Source organism: Gynuella sunshinyii YC6258 (assembly GCF_000940805.1).
Taxonomy (GTDB): Bacteria; Pseudomonadota; Gammaproteobacteria; order Pseudomonadales; family Natronospirillaceae; genus Gynuella; species Gynuella sunshinyii.
In genome coordinates this window covers 5650146-5667320 of the sequence record NZ_CP007142.1, presented here as the reverse complement: position 1 = coordinate 5667320, position 17175 = coordinate 5650146, and the positions used below count along the sequence as shown (strand labels likewise).

The 17175-nt window shown below is 49.1% G+C and carries 15 protein-coding genes; 9 read left to right on the top strand and 6 right to left on the bottom strand.

The features are described from left to right. Nucleotides 1–83 precede the first annotated feature (83 nt). The 6 genes from rbfA to eutC all read left to right on the top strand — a co-directional run bounded on the left by rbfA (nt 84) and on the right by eutC (nt 6550). Nucleotides 84–473, top strand: coding sequence for a 30S ribosome-binding factor RbfA (gene rbfA / locus YC6258_RS23570; RefSeq protein WP_044619057.1), 390 nt, complete (start codon nt 84–86; stop codon nt 471–473). Then, nucleotides 460–1380, top strand: a complete 921-nt coding sequence (gene truB, locus YC6258_RS23565) for a tRNA pseudouridine(55) synthase TruB (RefSeq protein ID WP_245626983.1) — start codon at nt 460–462, stop codon at nt 1378–1380. Before rbfA ends, truB begins: the two co-directional genes overlap by 14 nt. A 154-nt stretch (nt 1381–1534) precedes the next feature. Then, complete coding sequence (gene rpsO / locus YC6258_RS23560) at nt 1535–1804, top strand: 30S ribosomal protein S15 (protein ID WP_044619055.1); 270 nt, start codon at nt 1535–1537, stop codon at nt 1802–1804. 292 nt (nt 1805–2096) lie between these two features. Then, the gene (gene pnp, locus YC6258_RS23555) at nt 2097–4211 is read left to right on the top strand and encodes a polyribonucleotide nucleotidyltransferase (RefSeq protein WP_044619054.1); all 2115 of its coding nucleotides are present in this window, start codon (nt 2097–2099) and stop codon (nt 4209–4211) included. Nucleotides 4212–4373: 162 nt separating this feature from the next. Further along, nucleotides 4374–5774: an ethanolamine ammonia-lyase subunit EutB gene (locus YC6258_RS23550; protein WP_044619053.1), complete on the top strand. Its 1401-nt coding sequence runs from the start codon at nt 4374–4376 to the stop codon at nt 5772–5774. Beyond that, entirely contained in the window at nt 5774–6550 is a 777-nt protein-coding gene (gene eutC, locus YC6258_RS23545; protein WP_052830539.1) for an ethanolamine ammonia-lyase subunit EutC, read from the top strand. Before YC6258_RS23550 ends, eutC begins: the two co-directional genes overlap by 1 nt. Before the next feature lie 48 nt (nt 6551–6598). On the opposite strand, the gene YC6258_RS23540 is transcribed toward eutC, so the two are convergent. Beyond that, nucleotides 6599–7327, bottom strand: a complete 729-nt coding sequence (locus YC6258_RS23540; protein ID WP_052830538.1) for a replication protein P — start codon at nt 7325–7327, stop codon at nt 6599–6601. Further along, complete coding sequence (locus tag YC6258_RS23535) at nt 7281–8045, bottom strand: DnaT-like ssDNA-binding domain-containing protein (RefSeq protein WP_044619051.1); 765 nt, start codon at nt 8043–8045, stop codon at nt 7281–7283. The genes YC6258_RS23540 and YC6258_RS23535 overlap by 47 nt, the downstream gene beginning before the upstream one ends. 339 nt (nt 8046–8384) lie before the next feature. Here YC6258_RS23535 and YC6258_RS23530 point away from each other — a divergent pair, with 339 nt between their 5' ends. After that, entirely contained in the window at nt 8385–9263 is an 879-nt protein-coding gene (locus YC6258_RS23530) for an ABC transporter ATP-binding protein (protein ID WP_044619050.1), read from the top strand. A 3-nt stretch (nt 9264–9266) separates the two neighbouring features. After that, nucleotides 9267–10277 (top strand): ABC transporter permease, encoded by a 1011-nt coding sequence (locus YC6258_RS23525; RefSeq protein ID WP_044619049.1) that lies wholly within the window; start codon nt 9267–9269, stop codon nt 10275–10277. On the opposite strand, the gene YC6258_RS23520 is transcribed toward YC6258_RS23525, so the two are convergent. Continuing rightward, nucleotides 10252–11217 (bottom strand): patatin-like phospholipase family protein, encoded by a 966-nt coding sequence (locus YC6258_RS23520; protein WP_082070865.1) that lies wholly within the window; start codon nt 11215–11217, stop codon nt 10252–10254. The genes YC6258_RS23525 and YC6258_RS23520 overlap by 26 nt on opposite strands. A gap of 135 nt (nt 11218–11352) precedes the next feature. On the opposite strand from YC6258_RS23520, the gene YC6258_RS23515 reads away from it, so the two are divergent. Beyond that, entirely contained in the window at nt 11353–12018 is a 666-nt protein-coding gene (locus YC6258_RS23515; RefSeq protein WP_044619048.1) for a nucleoside/nucleotide kinase family protein, read from the top strand. A 93-nt stretch (nt 12019–12111) separates the two neighbouring features. Here the strand turns inward: YC6258_RS23515 and YC6258_RS23510 are convergent, their stop codons facing one another. From YC6258_RS23510 to YC6258_RS23500, 3 genes are read right to left on the bottom strand one after another with little or no spacing between them, the layout of a single operon-like run. Next, nucleotides 12112–13047, bottom strand: coding sequence for a DUF4340 domain-containing protein (locus YC6258_RS23510; RefSeq protein WP_044619047.1), 936 nt, complete (start codon nt 13045–13047; stop codon nt 12112–12114). A gap of 11 nt (nt 13048–13058) precedes the next feature. Next, entirely contained in the window at nt 13059–15965 is a 2907-nt protein-coding gene (locus YC6258_RS23505) for a Gldg family protein (protein ID WP_211264578.1), read from the bottom strand. Beyond that, a complete protein-coding gene (locus YC6258_RS23500) occupies nt 15955–16917 on the bottom strand; it encodes an ABC transporter ATP-binding protein (protein WP_044619046.1) in 963 nt (320 codons plus the stop codon). The genes YC6258_RS23505 and YC6258_RS23500 overlap by 11 nt, the downstream gene beginning before the upstream one ends. Between the last annotated feature and the right edge of the window lie 258 nt (nt 16918–17175).

Sequence of the window (17175 nt, the reverse complement as noted above, 5' to 3'; positions counted from 1 at the left end):
CAGGATCTGGTAATCACACAATTAAGGAAGCTCTCCGGTGTAAGCCTGAGGGCTTTTTGTTTCCTGGTATATAGGAAAAGAAAATGGCACAACAATTTAGCAGAACCCGTCGAATTGCGGACCAGATGCAGAGAGATCTGGCAATGTTGATTCAACAGGAAGTCAAAGATCCCAGAGTAGGCATGGTGACCATCAATAACGTGAAGGTCAGTAAGGACCTCAGTTACGCCGATGTGTATTTTACCTGCATGGCTTTGGATGATTCGGACAGCAGTAAGAAACAGAGTGAAACCGTGCTCAACGGAGCAGCCAGTTTTCTGCGTACGATGCTGGCAAAAGGATTGTCCTTGAGAGTCATTCCTCAATTGCGTTTTCATTATGACGATTTGTTGGGAGAAGGGCATAAATTAAGTCGATTGATCGATGACGCCGTGAAGTCTGATCTTGATCGTCAGGGGCATGATGAGTCGTAAGCGTAAAGGTAATCCGATACATGGTGTGGTGTTGGTCAACAAGCCGGCAGGCCAGAGTTCCAACGCCGTACTGCAGCAGGTCAAGCGATACTATCAGGCGCAGAAAGCAGGCCATACAGGGGCGCTTGATCCTTTGGCCACGGGGTTGTTGCCCGTATGTCTTGGTGAAGCCACCAAGTTTTCCCAGTTGCTGCTCGACAGTGACAAAACCTATCAAACCACCGCAGTATTGGGAGTCAGAACAGATACCTGTGATGCCGACGGCCAGGTTGTGGAAGAAAAAGATATTCCCGCTGATGTGACCACCGAAAAACTACAAGCACTCATTGCTGAGCATCTGACCGGTGGTATTCAGCAGGTTGCTCCGCTCTATTCTGCGTTAAAGGTGAATGGGCGGCCTATGTATGAGCTTGCCAGAGCGGGTGTCGAGGTAGAGGCTAAAATCAGGCCTGTGACCATATTCCGGTTTGAGGTGTTGGCCGTTCATGAACGAACGATTGATCTTGAGATTCATTGCAGCAAGGGAACCTATATTCGCAGTCTGGTCGATGAACTCGGTCAGCTATTAGGCTGCGGAGCCCATGTATCCCGTTTACACCGAATCCAGCATGGCCCCTACCAGTTGCAGGATGCAGTTAGGTTGGAACAATTACAACAGTTTGTACCAGAACAATTGCAGGAGCAGCTGTTGCCCGTCGATAGCATGATTACCCAATGGCCCATAGTATGGTTGACGGAAGATCAGGTGATACGTTTCTGTCATGGGAATCCTGTGAGCTATCCGGATATGCCTGAAATGCAGACTGCACAGATCCGCGTATATGACCAGCAGGCGCAGAAAATGATAGGTATCGGACGGGCTGAAAATGGTTTGATCAAACCAGTACGCTTAATTAACTGGGATTAAGCGAATGTTTTAGATATAATCCGCCGCCGTCTATGTTGGACATTTCAGCATAAGACCTGTTACCGCTGTTAATATGCACGGCCGCTAACAGTAAGGCGCTGTCTTTCAGGTTTTCCGCCAGGCAGCAGGCATATTTTTATTGGAGATAAGAAACATGGCATTGAGCCCTGAGAAAAAAGCAGAAATCGTAAAAGAATATCAACAAGCTGAAGGTGACACAGGTTCTCCGGAAGTTCAGGTTGCTTTGTTGAGTGCAAACATTGATGCGTTGCAATCTCACTTCAAAGCCCATAACAAAGATCACCATTCAAGACGTGGTTTGATCCGTATGGTTAACCAGCGTCGTAAGCTGTTGGATTATCTGAAAGGCAAAAGTCTGGACCGTTATACTACATTGATCGGTCGTTTAGGACTTCGTCGCTGATTTCTCTCAGTCAAAGGCCCCGTCCGGGGTCTTTTTCATTTCCCGTTATATGTTTCGTATCTGCACTTAATGAGTCGCTGATGGCTCCCGGCTGTTTCATGAGCATTAAAAATAACTGCTGTATGATTCGGTCAGCTGTGTGAACCGGACTGTTCGGGTCACACTTTAATAACCAGTCTGCTCCAGAGACGAGTGCTTCTATCCATTGTGGCTGTCCATTCGGCTACAACGGTAGAAGCGCTCTGCGGTGGTCTGGTAAAAATAAATTGCTTATAAATAAGGAAAAAACATAGTGAGTTTTTTAACCGCAAAGACTAAAACTTTTCAATATGGCATTCACACCGTTACTCTTGAAACCGGCAAAGTGGCCCGTCAGGCAACAGGTGCTGTAATTGCCTCAATGGGTGAATCAAAAGTACTGGCCACTGTTGTGGCGGCAAAAGAAGCTAATCCAGCCCAGGACTTCTTCCCTCTGTCTGTTCACTATCAGGAAAAATACTACGCCATCGGCAAGATCCCTGGTGGTTACCTGAAGCGTGAAGGCCGTCCTTCTGAGAAAGAAACATTGGTATCCCGTCTGATTGACCGTCCTATTCGTCCATTGTTCCCCAAAGGGTTTATGAATGAAGTTCAGGTGATCATTAACGTAATTTCTGCATCGGCCAAAGAAGAAACTGACATTTGTGCAATGCTGGCCACGTCTGCAGCACTGGCTGTTTCCGGTATCCCGTTCAATGGCCCTATTGGCGCAGCGCGAGTCAGTTACAGCGATGATCACGGTTATATTCTTAACCCTGATGTTGCTACTGCTGCAGCGTCTTCACTGGACATGGTGGTTGCCGGTACTAAAGATGCGGTACTGATGGTTGAATCAGAAGCCAAAGAACTGACCGAAGATCAGATGCTGGGTGCCGTTCTGTTTGCACATATGGAGATGCAGCCAGCCATTAAAGGCATTACCGAATTCGCCAGCGAAGCCGGTAAAGAAAAATGGGACTGGCAGCCAGAGCCGGAAAATACCGCTCTGTTGGAAACAGTATCTGCAGCCTGCTACGACAAAATCGCAGCTGCTTATACCATCGTTGAAAAAGCGGCCCGTTATGACCAGCTGACGTTACTTCGTAATGAAGCGATTGAAACTCTGTCCGGTGAAGAGGAAGGTCAACCTTCTGCTGATGATATCAAAGCGATCTTTGGTAAGCTGGAAAAGAAAATCGTGCGTCGCAATGTGGTCGAAGGCAAGCCACGTATTGATGGCCGTGATAACAAAACTGTTCGTCCGATTGAGGTGGAAGTGGGGGTGTTGCCACGCGCGCATGGTTCTGCTTTGTTCACCCGCGGTGAAACCCAGGCGCTGGTAAGCTGTACTCTGGGTACCAAGCGTGATGCCAAAATGGAAGAGGACCTGACTGGTCTGCGTGATGACTACTTCATGCTGCACTACAACTTTCCTCCGTTCAGTGTGGGTGAGTGCGGTCGTATGGGGGCCGTAGGCCGCCGTGAAGTCGGTCATGGTCGTCTGGCTCGCCGTGGTGTTCAGGCTTCCATGCCAAGTACTGATGACTTCCCTTATTCCGTCCGCGTGGTTTCCGAGATTACTGAATCCAATGGTTCAAGTTCCATGGCTTCTGTTTGTGGTTCTTCTCTGGCTTTGATGGATGCCGGTGTGCCTGTATCTGTTCCGGTTGCGGGTATCGCGATGGGTCTGGTCAAAGAGAGTGATGGTTTTGCTGTATTGACCGATATTCTCGGTGATGAGGACCATCTGGGTGATATGGACTTCAAAGTGGCCGGATCCGCTAAAGGTGTTACTGCGCTGCAGATGGACATCAAAATTGAAGGTATTACCGAAGAAATCATGGAAATTGCGTTGCAACAGGCACATGAGGCCCGTATCCATATTCTGGGTGAGATGAGTAAGGTCATTTCTGCTCCGCGTCCTGAGCTGTCACCTAATGCACCAGCCAATGAAACCGTCAAAATCGATGCTGAAAAAATCCGTGATGTTATCGGTAAAGGCGGTGCGACCATTCGTGCTCTGACGGAAGAAACCGGTACTGAAATTGATATCGATGATGACGGTACGATTCGTATTTATGCACCGGATGGTGTTGCCATGAAAGCGGCAAAAGACCGTATTCTGGCGATTACCGCAGAAGCGGAAATTGGCAAAATCTATAAAGGTACTGTCGCACGATTGGCCGATTTTGGTGCGTTTGTGACATTCCTGCCTGGAAAGGATGGTCTGGTTCACATCTCCCAGATTGCAGAGGAACGTATCAAGTCTGTCGCTGATGTCCTGAAAGAAGGTCAGGAAGTCGTTGTCAAAGTGCTCGATATCGATAATCGTGGTCGTATTAAACTGACTATGAAAGAGATCAGTGACGAGGAAAAAGCCTCGGTATAATTGATCTTATGAAAAAAAAGCGCCGGTTGGCGCTTTTTTTTTACCTGAATATCAAACCCAACCCTTTCCCATGTTGTATCTGCCCATTACGCCAGGTCACCTGGCATTAGCTTTGCTGACCTAAAGCCAGATTGTTATTAGAGCAGCAGGTTATTGATAGGTATGTATCACTGTTTACTTGATTCCACTCGCTGGACGTTTCCAAATTTGAAGGTATTGATGGCCAAGGCCACTCCGCGTCGATCCGGTGATGAACTCGCGGGTATTGCCGCTGAATCAGAGCTGGAACGAGTGGCTGCGCAGATTTGTCTGTCTGAGGTGTTTCTGGAGGATTTTCTGGATGATGTATTTATTCCTTACCAACAGGACGAAGTGACACGTTTGATTCTGGATAATCATGATGCAGAGGCATTTCGATTGATTGCTGGCCTGACGGTCGGTGAATTCAGGGAATTTTTGCTGGCGGAAACCACTACGCCGATGTTGATACAGCAGCTGAAGTGGGCACTTACTCCGGAGATGGCGTCAGCGGTCAGCAAGATCATGCGCATTCAGGATCTGATTCTGGTTGGGCAAAAATGCCACAATGTTGCCAGCTTTCGTAACACTATCGGCCGGCCGGGGTGTTTATCTGTACGTCTGCAACCTAATCACCCGACGGATGATGAAATGGGGATTGCAGCGTCCATGATGGATGGTCTGTTAATGGGATGCGGCGATGCCGTTATCGGTATCAACCCGGCGTCAGATAATCCGGCGACGGTACGTCGGTTGCTGGCTCTCATGGATGGTTTGATTCAGGAATATCAGATTCCAACCCAGAGCTGTGTTTTGACTCATGTAACGACCACCATCGATTTAATTAATCAGGGAGCGCCCGTAGACCTGATCTTTCAGTCCATAGCCGGTACCCAGAAAGCCAATGAGTCCTTTGGTATCAATCTGGCGTTGTTAAAAGAAGCCAGGGAGGCGGGAGATCAACTTGCTCGTGGAACGGTGGGTAACAATTGCATGTATTTTGAAACCGGCCAGGGTAGTGCGTTGTCTGCCAATGCTCATCATGGGGTTGACCAACAGACCTGTGAGGCCCGGGCTTATGCTGTGGCCCGGCAGTTTGATCCCTTGCTGATCAATTCGGTGGTTGGATTTATTGGTCCGGAATATTTATATGATGGCAAACAGATTATCCGGGCCGGACTCGAAGATCTGTTTTGTGGCAAATTGCTTGGATTACCGATGGGCTGTGATATTTGCTATACCAACCATGCCCAGGCTGATCAGGATGATATGGACATGTTGTTGACACAATTTGCCGTGGCCGGTGGTGCTTTTATTATGGGTATTCCCGGATCGGATGATGTCATGTTGAATTATCAGACGACCAGTTTTCATGATGCGTTGTATATACGCAGAGCGTTGAATTTAACCCCGGCACCAGAGTTTGCAGATTGGCTGAAACAAATGTCAATCACTGATGATTCGGGCCGGGTACTGGATGCCGGAATAATGAAAAGTCCTTTTTTATCAGGTTTTTCCAGTAAGTTACTCGGGCGGATAGAATGATGAATACCGATAAACTATGGCAGGCCTTGAGTCAGTACACTGAAGCCCGTATAGGCCTTGGCAAAGTGGGGGTCAGCCAACCCACTGCCGCTCAGTTAAAATTTCAATTGGATCATGCCCGTGCCCGCGACGCAGTTTGGACGGCATTGGATTGTGATTCATTAGTAGCGGAGTTATCCGCGGCGGGATTAACGTCTGTGGTATTGCACAGTCAGGTTGCTGATCGTGCAGCTTATCTGACCCGGCCGGATCTGGGACGGCAGTTGAACCCCCAATCTGTATCATGCTTACAACAAATGCCGGCTGCCGAGGTGGTCCTTGTTGTGGCAGATGGCTTATCAACCATCGCGGTACAACAAAATGCCGCTCAGATGATCAGTCGCTTATGCCAGTTACATTGCCTGAAAGAAAAGTGCTTTGCCCCGGTGGTGATCGTCGAGCAAGGCAGGGTTGCTGTGGGTGATGCTGTTGGTGAGTTACTACGGGCGGAATTGGTGATTGTCCTGGTGGGGGAACGTCCTGGACTGAGTGCTGCCAACAGCCTTGGTATGTACCTGACCTATCGGCCTAAAACAGGCTGCACCGATGCTGATCGCAATTGCATCTCCAATATTCGCCCGGGCGGTTTAAGTTTTGAGCAGGCAGCCACCAAGGCAGAGTATTTGATCGATCAGTTTCTGATTCGAAAAATAAGCGGCGTGCAAATCAAAGATAATTCCGACGAACGGGTATTGGAGGCATCCACTCAAACAGGTTCTGATCAGCGGCTGACATGATTCGTTGCCTGTGTATTCAAATGGATTCCTGATCCTTCAGAGAGAATCCTAATCCGGTAATACCAGATCGATGCCAAGTTCTGACAGTTTTTTGAGTGCACGTTGCCGGAGTTGCTGACGGATCGGGCTGTGCTTGGGCTTTTGCATGTAGTACAGCAGGCTGGAGTCTATGCCGTTTTGTTCTGCCAGCTGCTCAATATCCAGGGCCACTGTTACAGAGCTGTTGTCTTCCAGCCTGATACTATCGGGAACTGTGAAGTCTTCACCATCCAATACCTTTTTGACCAATTCCTTGTAGTTTTTTTCAAATAATGGCCAGCTTTCTTTTTCTGGTGCGGTTTTGAGACGCCAGAATTCCGTGCGTTTGGCGGCCTCATAAACAATCGCGTGACGCCACGGAAAGCGTCGCGGATCGATACGACAACTGCAGGCTTCCTGGTAGGCATCACGGGCGCTGGGCAAACCAAGATCTTCGGGGTTGGTCTGCATCAGCTCCAGAAATTCGGAAATGGCAGGTGGCCAGGCATACTTAAGCTTGGCGGCATGCAGTGCGCTGGCCAGTTGTGCTTCGCTGTACCCCTGCAAACAAAACCCCCACTCGCGCTTGGCAATATTCAGAGAATCGCCATCGCCAAAAGTGCTGTCAAAACGATGGCCATAACTGGCGCGCAGTCTGGCGAATACCATATTGACAAGGATTTTGGTCTGTTCGTCGAGACCCTGGGGCTGATTACCAGTTGGTGTCGTAGATATCCATGATTTTTCGTCTGACTTCATCACGCTGATCCTGACGGTAATTGGAGTGCTGTGGCGCTGAGCGATACATTTTGGCCCATTCTTCTTTAACCCAGCGAATAAAGCGACTGTTCCAGTCAGCAGCGGCAACACCTGTTTCCATATAATGGCCGATAAATGCCGGAAGTTGCTCGCGGGCAAAATCAACCGTGATGTTATCAGCTTGCAGGCGTGGGATTAACAGATTTTCGTCAGGATACCAGTCGTGACGCATGGCAGTCTTGTAGTTCCGGCCCTGCTGAAACTGCTGGCTTTGTTCAATCATGAAGGTTGGCAGCCCGGCATGGCGTTGATTTCTGGCCCGTGCAGCGTTTGTTGTGGCAGGTGATTGCGGGCGGTTCAGTGGCTGTGCCGAAGCATGGCTGACGCGTTGATGTCCCTGGTTGGCTGCCGGGTTAAACGCATTGTCAGGGATCAGTCGAACCAGAAACTGGCCGTTATCATTAAAGTGACGTTCAATCACTTTGAGTGCTTCCAGGTTTCTGAAAATCTGGTTCAGTTTGGTCATGTTCCAGAATGGAACCAGTTCAGGCCACCGTTCCGGTGCCAGATAAAACCATTCCTTGCCCAACAGTGTTTTATTGGGACAGATTGTGGATAACTCGAATACGAGCTGGGCCAGAACGGCTTCTTCAAGGCCGATCTGCATAGCCAGATTAGGAGATACCGACAGTAAACGTTCGCCAAATTGAATGGTCATGAATCTTCACAGTGTTATGGTGATGCGCCGAAAAAAACTCGACAAATAAGTTCTACTCCATTGAGTTTTCATCCTGAATCGGTCTCATCGACGTCTCAGCACAAGTGTGATTACGGCGTTGTCGTGGACAGATGATCCATCGGCAGGAAGAGCACACTTAATGACGGGCTGGAGCTTTTTAATGTAACCGGCGATTCTACACAAATTTCCATTGCACAAATAGCGGAACTCCCTGTGAATAACTTGTGCAAACTGCGTTTGTGTGAGAACTCGCTTTTTCTGGTAGGATGCGCGCTCGTTATGAAGAGTGGTTGTCTGGAAACCCGTTAAGGTTTGTTTATGCCCATTATCGAAGTTGAGAAACTGACCAGGCGGTATGCCGGTCTGGTGGCTGTGGACGCTGTTTCCTTTACGATTGAAGAAGGGGTTTGTTTTGGTTTGTTGGGTCCTAACGGTGCCGGTAAAACCACCACGATAGAAATGATGGAAGGCATATCCGCCCCAACATCCGGAACCATTCGATATTTTGGCGAGCGGGCATCAAAGAAAATGTATCAGCGGATTGGTATTCAGTTTCAGAATACTGCGCTGCCGGATTATCTGACGGTCCGTGAAACGCTCAATCTGTTTGCTTCTTTTTATCAACGTCGTCTGAGCATTGCTGAGTTGACGGAGTTATGCCAGCTTGAAGCCTTTGTTGACCGGGATACCCGGTTATTATCCGGTGGTCAGCGGCAACGAATGTTATTGGCGCTGGCGCTGGTAAATGACCCGGCCATCGTATTTTTGGATGAACCTTCCACCGGTCTGGATCCACAGGCGCGGTATCACTTCTGGCAATTGATACAGACGATCAAGGCTCGCGGCAAAACCATCATTCTGACCACCCACTATATGGACGAGGCGCAATTCCTGTGCGACGAGATTGTCATTATGGATGAAGGACGGATTGTGGAGGCGGGAACTCCGGAAGCTCTCCTTCATCGTTATTTCAACGGAGTGTATATACAGGTTCCCAAGCATCAGTGTGATGCTGTCATTATGACGGGTCTTGGGGCCATTCAGCGTAATGGCTGTTATGAGATTCTGACCGACCATTTAGAGCAGACACTACAACAACTCATCAGCAGTGGCGTGCCATTGCAGGATTTGCAGGTCAAGTCGCCAAATCTGGAAGACTTGTTTTTACGATTGACCGGGCACGAACTCAGGGTTTAATTCATGCTGGCGAGATTTCTGGCTATTTTCAATGCACGAAACCGCGAAACGATTCGGGACCGCAGAAACTTTGGGTGGAACCTGTTTCTGCCGTTTTTACTGGTATTTGGTTTTGCCTATATTTTTTCCAATCCCCGACCTGACTACCGCATTGGTGTGATTGGAGAGGAGGATGCGTATCTATCACGGCCACAGCTACTGGCGATGTCGCATCTGCAGATTATTCCGTATCAGGATTTACAGGAAGCCAAGAAAAAACTGCGTTTGCACCAGATCGATCTGGTTTTGCAGTTGGACCAGCGTTTGTACTGGGTGAATAAGCAATCCTCAAAAGGCTATTTTCTGGAGAAGATGCTGCACAGCAGCGATCCTGATTTTCGCAAGCGTGAAGTGGAAGGTGATGCTATTCGTTATATCGACTGGGTGATTCCCGGCGTCATTGGTATGAACATCCTGTACAGCTGCCTGTTTGGTGTTGGATATGCAATCGTGCGCTATCGGCGTATCGGTGTGTTAAAGCGGTTTAAGGCCACACCACTGACGGCCTTTGAATTTTTGGCCGCACAAGTGGCGTCGCGATGGATCCTGGTGATGTTTTTCTGTTCCGTCATCTTTTTTGGCTGTCATTGGACATTTTCCACCGTGATGGTTGGTAGCTATCTGGACTTCTTTGTGATTCTGGCATTGGGCATCATGGCGATGATTGGTTTGGCCCTGGTGATTGCCTCCAGAACCCGTAGCGAAGAGTTGACCAGCGGACTGTTGAATATGACGGCCTATCCGATGCTGGGGTTATCGGGTGCCTGGTTTTCGATGGAAGGTGCTCCGCTGTCGTTACAGCGTTTTGCCGAATTTCTGCCGTTGACGCATGTTGTTCAGGCTGCCCGGGCCATTGCCATTGAAGGCGAGACCCTTGGCGAGCAGTGGGATCATATTCTGATCCTACTGGCTATGACCGTTATCTTTGTGTTGGTTGGAACATTGCTGTTTAACTGGGAATCGGACCATCGCTGACTGGAACCCGCTGCGGGTAGTTCGGTTCGTTGCTGTAAGGATGATGTTCATGCCAGTTGTTCAATGCAGTGTCGGCCATGGAATATCCGATATCTATCATTTCCTCGGCTTTGTGAAAGTCAAAAAAGCCGCAGGCATCTCTGGGAATTTCAATCAGAATATCCGGCTTGTAGATGGACATTTTGGCGTGGGCAATAGTGTTTTGCATGATATCGATACTGCGGGTGGTCATCTCAATCATGTTGGGGGTTGCCGGACCTTTGGACTTGATGTTTTTCTTCTCTGGCAGAACCCTTTCCAGCACATCTCCCAACCGTTTTTGGAAACCGTTGGTTTCGGTATTGTGTTTCCGGCCATTTCTGGTATCCGGGTCTTTGATCAGACTTTTACCATTCAGGTTGACAGCGATGGTCAGCTCAGTGGTGTCGCCAGCCGTCGGGGCGACCGGAACAGGATTTAACAGGCCGCCATCCATCAGTTTCATACCTCGATAGTAATGCGGTGTGAAAATTGAGGGAACGGCAATCGATGCACGAATGGCCTCAAACATGGAGCCTTCACTGAACCAGACTTCTTTTTCGCGTTCGATATCAGTTGCCACCGCCGTGTATTTGATCGGAAGCTCTTCAATATCATAATCACCAATGATTTCTTTCAGCGTCGACAACACTTTTTCGCCTTTGAGCAGTCCACGCCGATCAAATGAAAAATCCAGCAGTCTCAGTACAGAGGTTCGATCCAGCTCCAGCAGCCATTGATGATAGAGTTCCAGTTTGCCGGCACAATAGAAGCCGCCAATCAATGAGCCTATGGATGTTCCGGAAATGGATTGGATCTGATATCCCTGATCTTCCAACAGCCGGATGACACCGATATGAGCCATGCCACGGGCAGAGCCGGAACCAAGAACCAGAGAAACGGTTTTATCCTTCTTGCGCATAATGATCACCGTGAGTCAGCAGATGGGTTAACCGAGATGGTTTCCAAGCATTGTGGGGACGGTCATCCAGGAAGTAAACGTGAGTAACCTTAAGATTTTATGAATACTGACAGTATGTTTATGATGGGTTAAGCAATGAGAATGTATCACAGTTCGATAGATGAGGCGGTTGAGCGCCTGATTGAGCAGATAAACAATGCCCGATCCCGCCGGCTGATCGCTTTGGCCGGCATCCCCGGATCCGGCAAGACCACATTGGTCAGGGAGATTTCCCGGCGGGTCAATGAATACTTTCAAAAGCCGGTGGTGGTGGATCTGGGCATGGATGGTTTTCATCTGAGCAAGGCTCAACTGAATACCCTGCCTGATCCTCAACAGGCTTTGGCCAGGCGCGGGGCACCGTGGACGTTTGATCCTGGTGCGATGAGAGATTATTTGCAGCGGCTGAAAGGCAGTTATGAGATGACCATTTGTGACTGGCCGGGGTTTGAGCACGACATCGGTGACCCAGTGGATGCGGCGTATCAGATTCCGGCCGATTGTCCGCTGATTCTGGTCGAAGGTCTGTATCTGCTGTATTCCGATCATGGCTGGGCGGCGGTAGCCGAGTGTTTTGATGAGCGCTGGTTTTTCGATGTACCGATGGAGGTGGCCATGGAAAGACTGTGTCAACGGCATATGCGTGTCTGGGGTATGAGCCGGGAACAGGCGTTGGCGCAGATTGCCGGCAACGACCGGCTCAATGCTGAACTGGTATTGCCGACATCACCATTCGCCGATTGGGTGCTAAAGGGCGACTAGCCCTCTGATCTCAGCATTATGTCGGCGTTCATTGATGCTTTCAAAATAAAAAGGCCAGCATGTTGCCGGCCTTTTTTGCACCATTGTTAACCGTTAACTCTGACTGTTGTTATCTGTTTTAGCATCGTCACTGTGGCTTTCCTGACCTGCCAGTTGTGGTTCTTTGACTTCCACAATCGAATCATAAATGGGTTTGCTGATCTTAAATACTGCATCCCGGTCATCACGTGACACATAGTAATTGTCGTTACGCTGACTGAACCGGTACACCCATTGTTTGTCACCGCTGGAAACCGTTAACTCGGTGGCCGGCTGATCCGGCGCTTCATCCTTGTTTTCCAATATCGACAGTACCTTCAGGTTACTGAGAGCCGTTGCCAGATCTTCAGCCTTTTGGTGGTCGGCGGGTTCGGTATTCTGACCATCGGTTTCGGTCAATTGCCACTGCTTGTCTTTTTTGGACAACGCGTAATCGCTACCTTTTATATCGGAGATATCACTGGCGGCCAGTAATGAGCGATCCAGCCAGCCTTCGTCATCCACTGGGAACTCATAACTGGCCATAGTTGCGCTGTAAACCTTGTCATCATCCGGGCGACGGATATTGATCTGTTTAAAGCCCGGTGAACTGCCCAGGTAAAGCTCGGCAACCTTTTGATCACCTTTAAACAACTCAATATGGCGCTGAAACTTGTCCTTGGCCACTTCAAACCGTTCGTGGCTGGACTTGCTCGTTGCAACCGGCCAACCGGTTTTGAGCTGCTCCAGTTTACTGAGTTGTTCGATCACTTTTTGACTGTCTGCCGGCAGCGCATTATCTGCCAGTTGCCACTCGCCAGACACTTTCTTCAGGGTGACGTTTTTGTCTTCACCGCTAATCACCGCCTTATCAATTTCCTTGCTTTGAAAGCTGAGCAGTGGTTGTGGCTGGTTGCCCGAATGTCTGTTTTGGCTATTCCAGAACAAGCCTCCTGCCAGTGCAATCTGCACGACCAACAGGCCGGCGAGCCAGGTTTGAAATTTCTTCATGATGCCTCCTGTTATTGTGCTAATAGATGAAGATAACGGCGTTCACGGGATTTTTTTCGTTGTTTCTGAACCACCGCAATTACGACCAGGGCCAGAGCTGCCAGCGCGTAGTTGAGATATTCCCAGAACAGTTGGTTGTTATGCTCCATTGGTGGCAATGTACGGTTGAAGTGGCTACGCGACCGTATGCTTAACAGGCCGGCATCTTCTACTGACCAGTCAACAGTGTTGGCTGCCAGTTGCAAAGTATTCAGATACTTGGTGCGGTTGGCCGAATCCGCCAGCTGGATGACCTGGTCACGTAGAAAATCATTGGAACTGAACAGAATGATGCGAGCCGACTGCGGTGAATGGTCGATCACACTGGTGATCGTCGGTTGTTTATCTTCAGTATCGGTTTTGCCGCTATCCTGTTTGTCCTGGGCACTGTCCGCTTTTGTTAACAGAGGTGAATCCTGACCGGCAAAATAGGATTCAAAACGACCACTGCTGATGACACCGAGCAGATGAGAGCCGGTATTACCTTCCGGACTGAAACCGGATACGCCCTGAGCGGTCACTTTGGGCAGAATATCCGTTGACGAAGAGAGCCAGGATTCGGCCGAGCTGTGCAACAGTTCGGTAATTTTCCGGTCCCCCTGATTGTCTTTGCTGACAGTAATCGGAGAAGCCCAGTTCATGGTGACCTGAGGCAGATCAGACACAATCGGATTGTTACTGTTCATACCATCCGGGCGGATATCGATAAAATACGGGTAATCCATCATCCGGATTTCCTGTAATTGGAAGCCGCTGACATTGCGGGTTACCGGAATCGGAAATGCCGAGTTTTGAGGATCCAGTACCACTTGATCATCAATGCTCAGGCCATTGTGTTTGAGCCAGTTTTCCAAACCGCTTTTGTGCTTCTGAAGAGTCATGGAACGGTTACCGAAATCTGCCTCATACGGCGATGTTGCCAGTATCACTGTGCCACCCTTCATTAAGAACTGATCCACGGCAAACAGCTGAGTATCATCGAGTTCCTTGGGGGCTGCCAGGAACAGAATGTCTGCCTGACCGGAAACGCTGCCGTCACTCAGATCCTCTTTTTCCACTTTCAGGTCAGATCCGAGGAACTGCTGCAATTGATTGAACTGAGGACCGGATGCTCCACCATATGGGTTATACGGATTGGCGCCGCCGCTGGGAGTGACCAGAGCAACGGTTTTGGTAAAGCCACTGGCAAAACGTTTGATGCCGGATTCAAGATCGCGCTGGAATCCTTCTTTCTTCATATCACCCAGAGGAATCTGCACGACCTGATCGCCCTGTGCCAGAGTCAGATAGAAATAGAAACGATCGTTACTCAACAGGTTGGTGGTCATGGGTTTGAATCCATATTGTTCAGCGATCTGCTGACCAACAGCACCGCCATTGGCATCCGGGTTCACAAAATCAATGCTCAACCGGCCATTGGATTTTTTAGCCATGTCAGTAATGGACTGAGTGACGACCTTACGGAAATCCAGCAGCTCGTTCGGCAGGCTTGAGTCGGCGGAAATATATGCCGTGAACTTGATCGGGTCTTTGACAGTATCGAATAAATTGCCACCGGCCTGATAACTCTGCATCACTTTTTTGATTGCACTGGTGATGTCATGTTCCGGGTTGCGTAACTGGACATCCAGATCCGCTTCAGAACGGGCACTGACTTCAATCAGATCGCGAAATCCCAGCACTTCGTGTTCGTTACCATATTGCACCAGCACATTGAAATAGGAGCTGACAATGGCCGATTGATAGCGGTCCGCCACCTGGAATGGGACAGGTTGAATGCCGTATTGCTCGTTGGCTTCTTTCTCTTCCTCCGGATTGGTTGCCGGGTCAACGAATTCGACTTTAACGTTGCCATGGCCTGCCACTTCATATTCTTTCAACAGATCACGCAATTGCGGTACCAGTGGCGCCAGCAGAGGATGGGTTTTACTGCTGAAATAGCCACGAATCAGCAATGGTTCCTGGAGCTGATTCAGATAATTCTGGGTTGCGCTGGAAATGGAATATTGTTTACCGGCAGTCGTGTCCAGCCGCAATGCGTTGATCTGACCGAGCCAGAAATTAGCGCCCAGAGCATTGATCAGCAGTAATACCGTTACGGTACTCCAGAGCTTGTGCTGAGGGTTGCGTTTTTGGCTGGCCCAGCGTTCTCTTTCCAGCATGAACGTATTCAGGGTCAAAAATACTGCAATGATACTGACGTAGTAGTACAGGTCACGAAGATCGATGACACCCCTGGTAATGGAATCAAACCGCGAACCCGTACCAAGCAGGCGGAGCCATTCACCGGCATCATTGCCAAAGAAATCGGTAATGGTGTTGGAACCAAGCACATAGAAGAACCCGCTGACAGCGGTTGCGGTTATCAGGCTGACAATTTGGTTGTCACTGCGGGCGGACACAAACAAGCCAATACTCAGATAAGCTGCACCCAGCAGGAATGTGGCCAGATACCCGGCCCATACCGGACCCCAATCGAGATCACCAATTACAGAGACAGTAATGGGTAGCGGCAGGGTAATGATCAGAGCAATCAACAGTAACAGCAGACAACCGGCAAATTTACCCACAACAAAATGCCACAGTGGTACCGGTTGGGTCAGCACATATTCGAGCGTGCCGGTGCGTCGTTCCTCACTCCACAGACGCATCGTCAGAGTGCTGGCCAGAAAGATCAGCAGTACTGGCATCCACTCAAACATTGGGCGCACATCAGCGATGTTGCGGGCGAAAAATGATTCTCCCCAGAAGAATATAAACAATGTGACTGCAGCAAATGTCGCCAGGAACAGATAGGCGATGGGGGAAGCGAAAAACAGGGTAACTTCTTTGGCCGCAATCCGACGAATGGTGGGCAGGGCTTGTTGGTCAGGCTGCATCGTTCAGATTCTCCTGCTGAGTATGTTGGCTGACTTCACGGAACAATGTTTCCAGGTCGCGTTGCTCAGGCTGCAGCTGAAACAACTCTGCATCCTCGCTGATGATCTGTCTGGCAATATTGGCGCAGACATTTGTCTGAACTGCCCCGGTAGCAAGCCTCAGGCGATAGTGATAACGCTGAGGATCGGCTTCGGAGGCGATGTTTTCAACATTTTCGATACCATCGATCAGCTCGAACAGGCGTCCGGCCTGCGGCGGAGAAAGTGAACTCACTACCCGTAATTGATGGTTATTACGCAGTTCTTCCAGACGCTCATCGATGATTAGCTGACCGTTGCGTACGATCAGGACCCGGTCACATATTGCATCCACTTCCTGCATGATGTGAGTGGACAGAATAACCGTTGCATCCAGAGCGATACTTTTAATCAATTGACGCATGTGATCGGTTTGAGTGGGATCGAGACCGTTGGTGGGTTCATCCAGGATCAGGATTTTGGGTTTGCCAAGAATGGCCTGAGCCACGCCAACCCGTTGTTTAAAACCCCGGGATAATGTTGCAATCGGCGCAAGCAGTTTTTCGCCGATGTCCGTGGCAGTGATGGCGCGTTTGATTTCCGATATTTTTTCCTGTCCCTTAATGCCTTTGAGTTCAGCGGCATAATCGAGATAATCGGCCACGGTCATTTCCGGATAGATCGGCAGATTTTCTGGTAAGTAACCTAACAATCTTTGAATTTTTTTGGTATCGGTAGCGAGATCCATGCCGTCGACAGTAATGCTACCTTCATTTGGCTCGAGATAGCCACTGAGCATTTTCATAATGGTTGTTTTACCGGCACCATTGTGTCCGAGCAGACCAATGATTTCACCTTTGCCAATACTGAAATTGACTTTATCGACCGCCACAAAACTACCGTAACGGCGGGTCAAATTGCTGACGTCGAGCATGCTTCCTCCTATCTTCAGGGTATATACCAATACTCACCGGAGTGAGTGAAAAAAGGGTTAAGAATGTTTTAAAAAAAAACCAGGAAACCTGGTAACTAAAGAAATAAGAAAAGAAGGATGCGCGCGAAATGGTGATATGAGTAGAGGCTTTCAAGGCAAAAGCCACTCGTTTACATTTTGTTTTAAATTGATAAAAAAAAACATTACAAAACCAAAGAACTGGATCACGTGAGTTTGTGGATCATGGTCATGTTGTTG

Bases quoted from the DNA above. Each gene is read 5' to 3' on its own strand.
- rbfA (WP_044619057.1), top strand. From the start codon at position 84: ATGGCACAACAATTTAGCAGAACCCGTCGAATTGCGGACCAGATGCAG.
- truB (WP_245626983.1), top strand. From the start codon at position 460: ATGATGAGTCGTAAGCGTAAAGGTAATCCGATACATGGTGTGGTGTTG.
- rpsO (WP_044619055.1), top strand. From the start codon at position 1,535: ATGGCATTGAGCCCTGAGAAAAAAGCAGAAATCGTAAAAGAATATCAA.
- YC6258_RS23550 (WP_044619053.1), top strand. From the start codon at position 4,374: ATGTATCACTGTTTACTTGATTCCACTCGCTGGACGTTTCCAAATTTG.
- eutC (WP_052830539.1), top strand. From the start codon at position 5,774: ATGAATACCGATAAACTATGGCAGGCCTTGAGTCAGTACACTGAAGCC.
- YC6258_RS23540 (WP_052830538.1), bottom strand. From the start codon at position 7,327: ATGAAGTCAGACGAAAAATCATGGATATCTACGACACCAACTGGTAAT.
- YC6258_RS23535 (WP_044619051.1), bottom strand. From the start codon at position 8,045: ATGACCATTCAATTTGGCGAACGTTTACTGTCGGTATCTCCTAATCTG.
- YC6258_RS23530 (WP_044619050.1), top strand. From the start codon at position 8,385: ATGCCCATTATCGAAGTTGAGAAACTGACCAGGCGGTATGCCGGTCTG.
- YC6258_RS23525 (WP_044619049.1), top strand. From the start codon at position 9,267: ATGCTGGCGAGATTTCTGGCTATTTTCAATGCACGAAACCGCGAAACG.
- YC6258_RS23520 (WP_082070865.1), bottom strand. From the start codon at position 11,217: ATGCGCAAGAAGGATAAAACCGTTTCTCTGGTTCTTGGTTCCGGCTCT.
- YC6258_RS23515 (WP_044619048.1), top strand. From the start codon at position 11,353: ATGAGAATGTATCACAGTTCGATAGATGAGGCGGTTGAGCGCCTGATT.
- YC6258_RS23510 (WP_044619047.1), bottom strand. From the start codon at position 13,047: ATGAAGAAATTTCAAACCTGGCTCGCCGGCCTGTTGGTCGTGCAGATT.
- YC6258_RS23505 (WP_211264578.1), bottom strand. From the start codon at position 15,965: ATGCAGCCTGACCAACAAGCCCTGCCCACCATTCGTCGGATTGCGGCC.
- YC6258_RS23500 (WP_044619046.1), bottom strand. From the start codon at position 16,917: ATGCTCGACGTCAGCAATTTGACCCGCCGTTACGGTAGTTTTGTGGCG.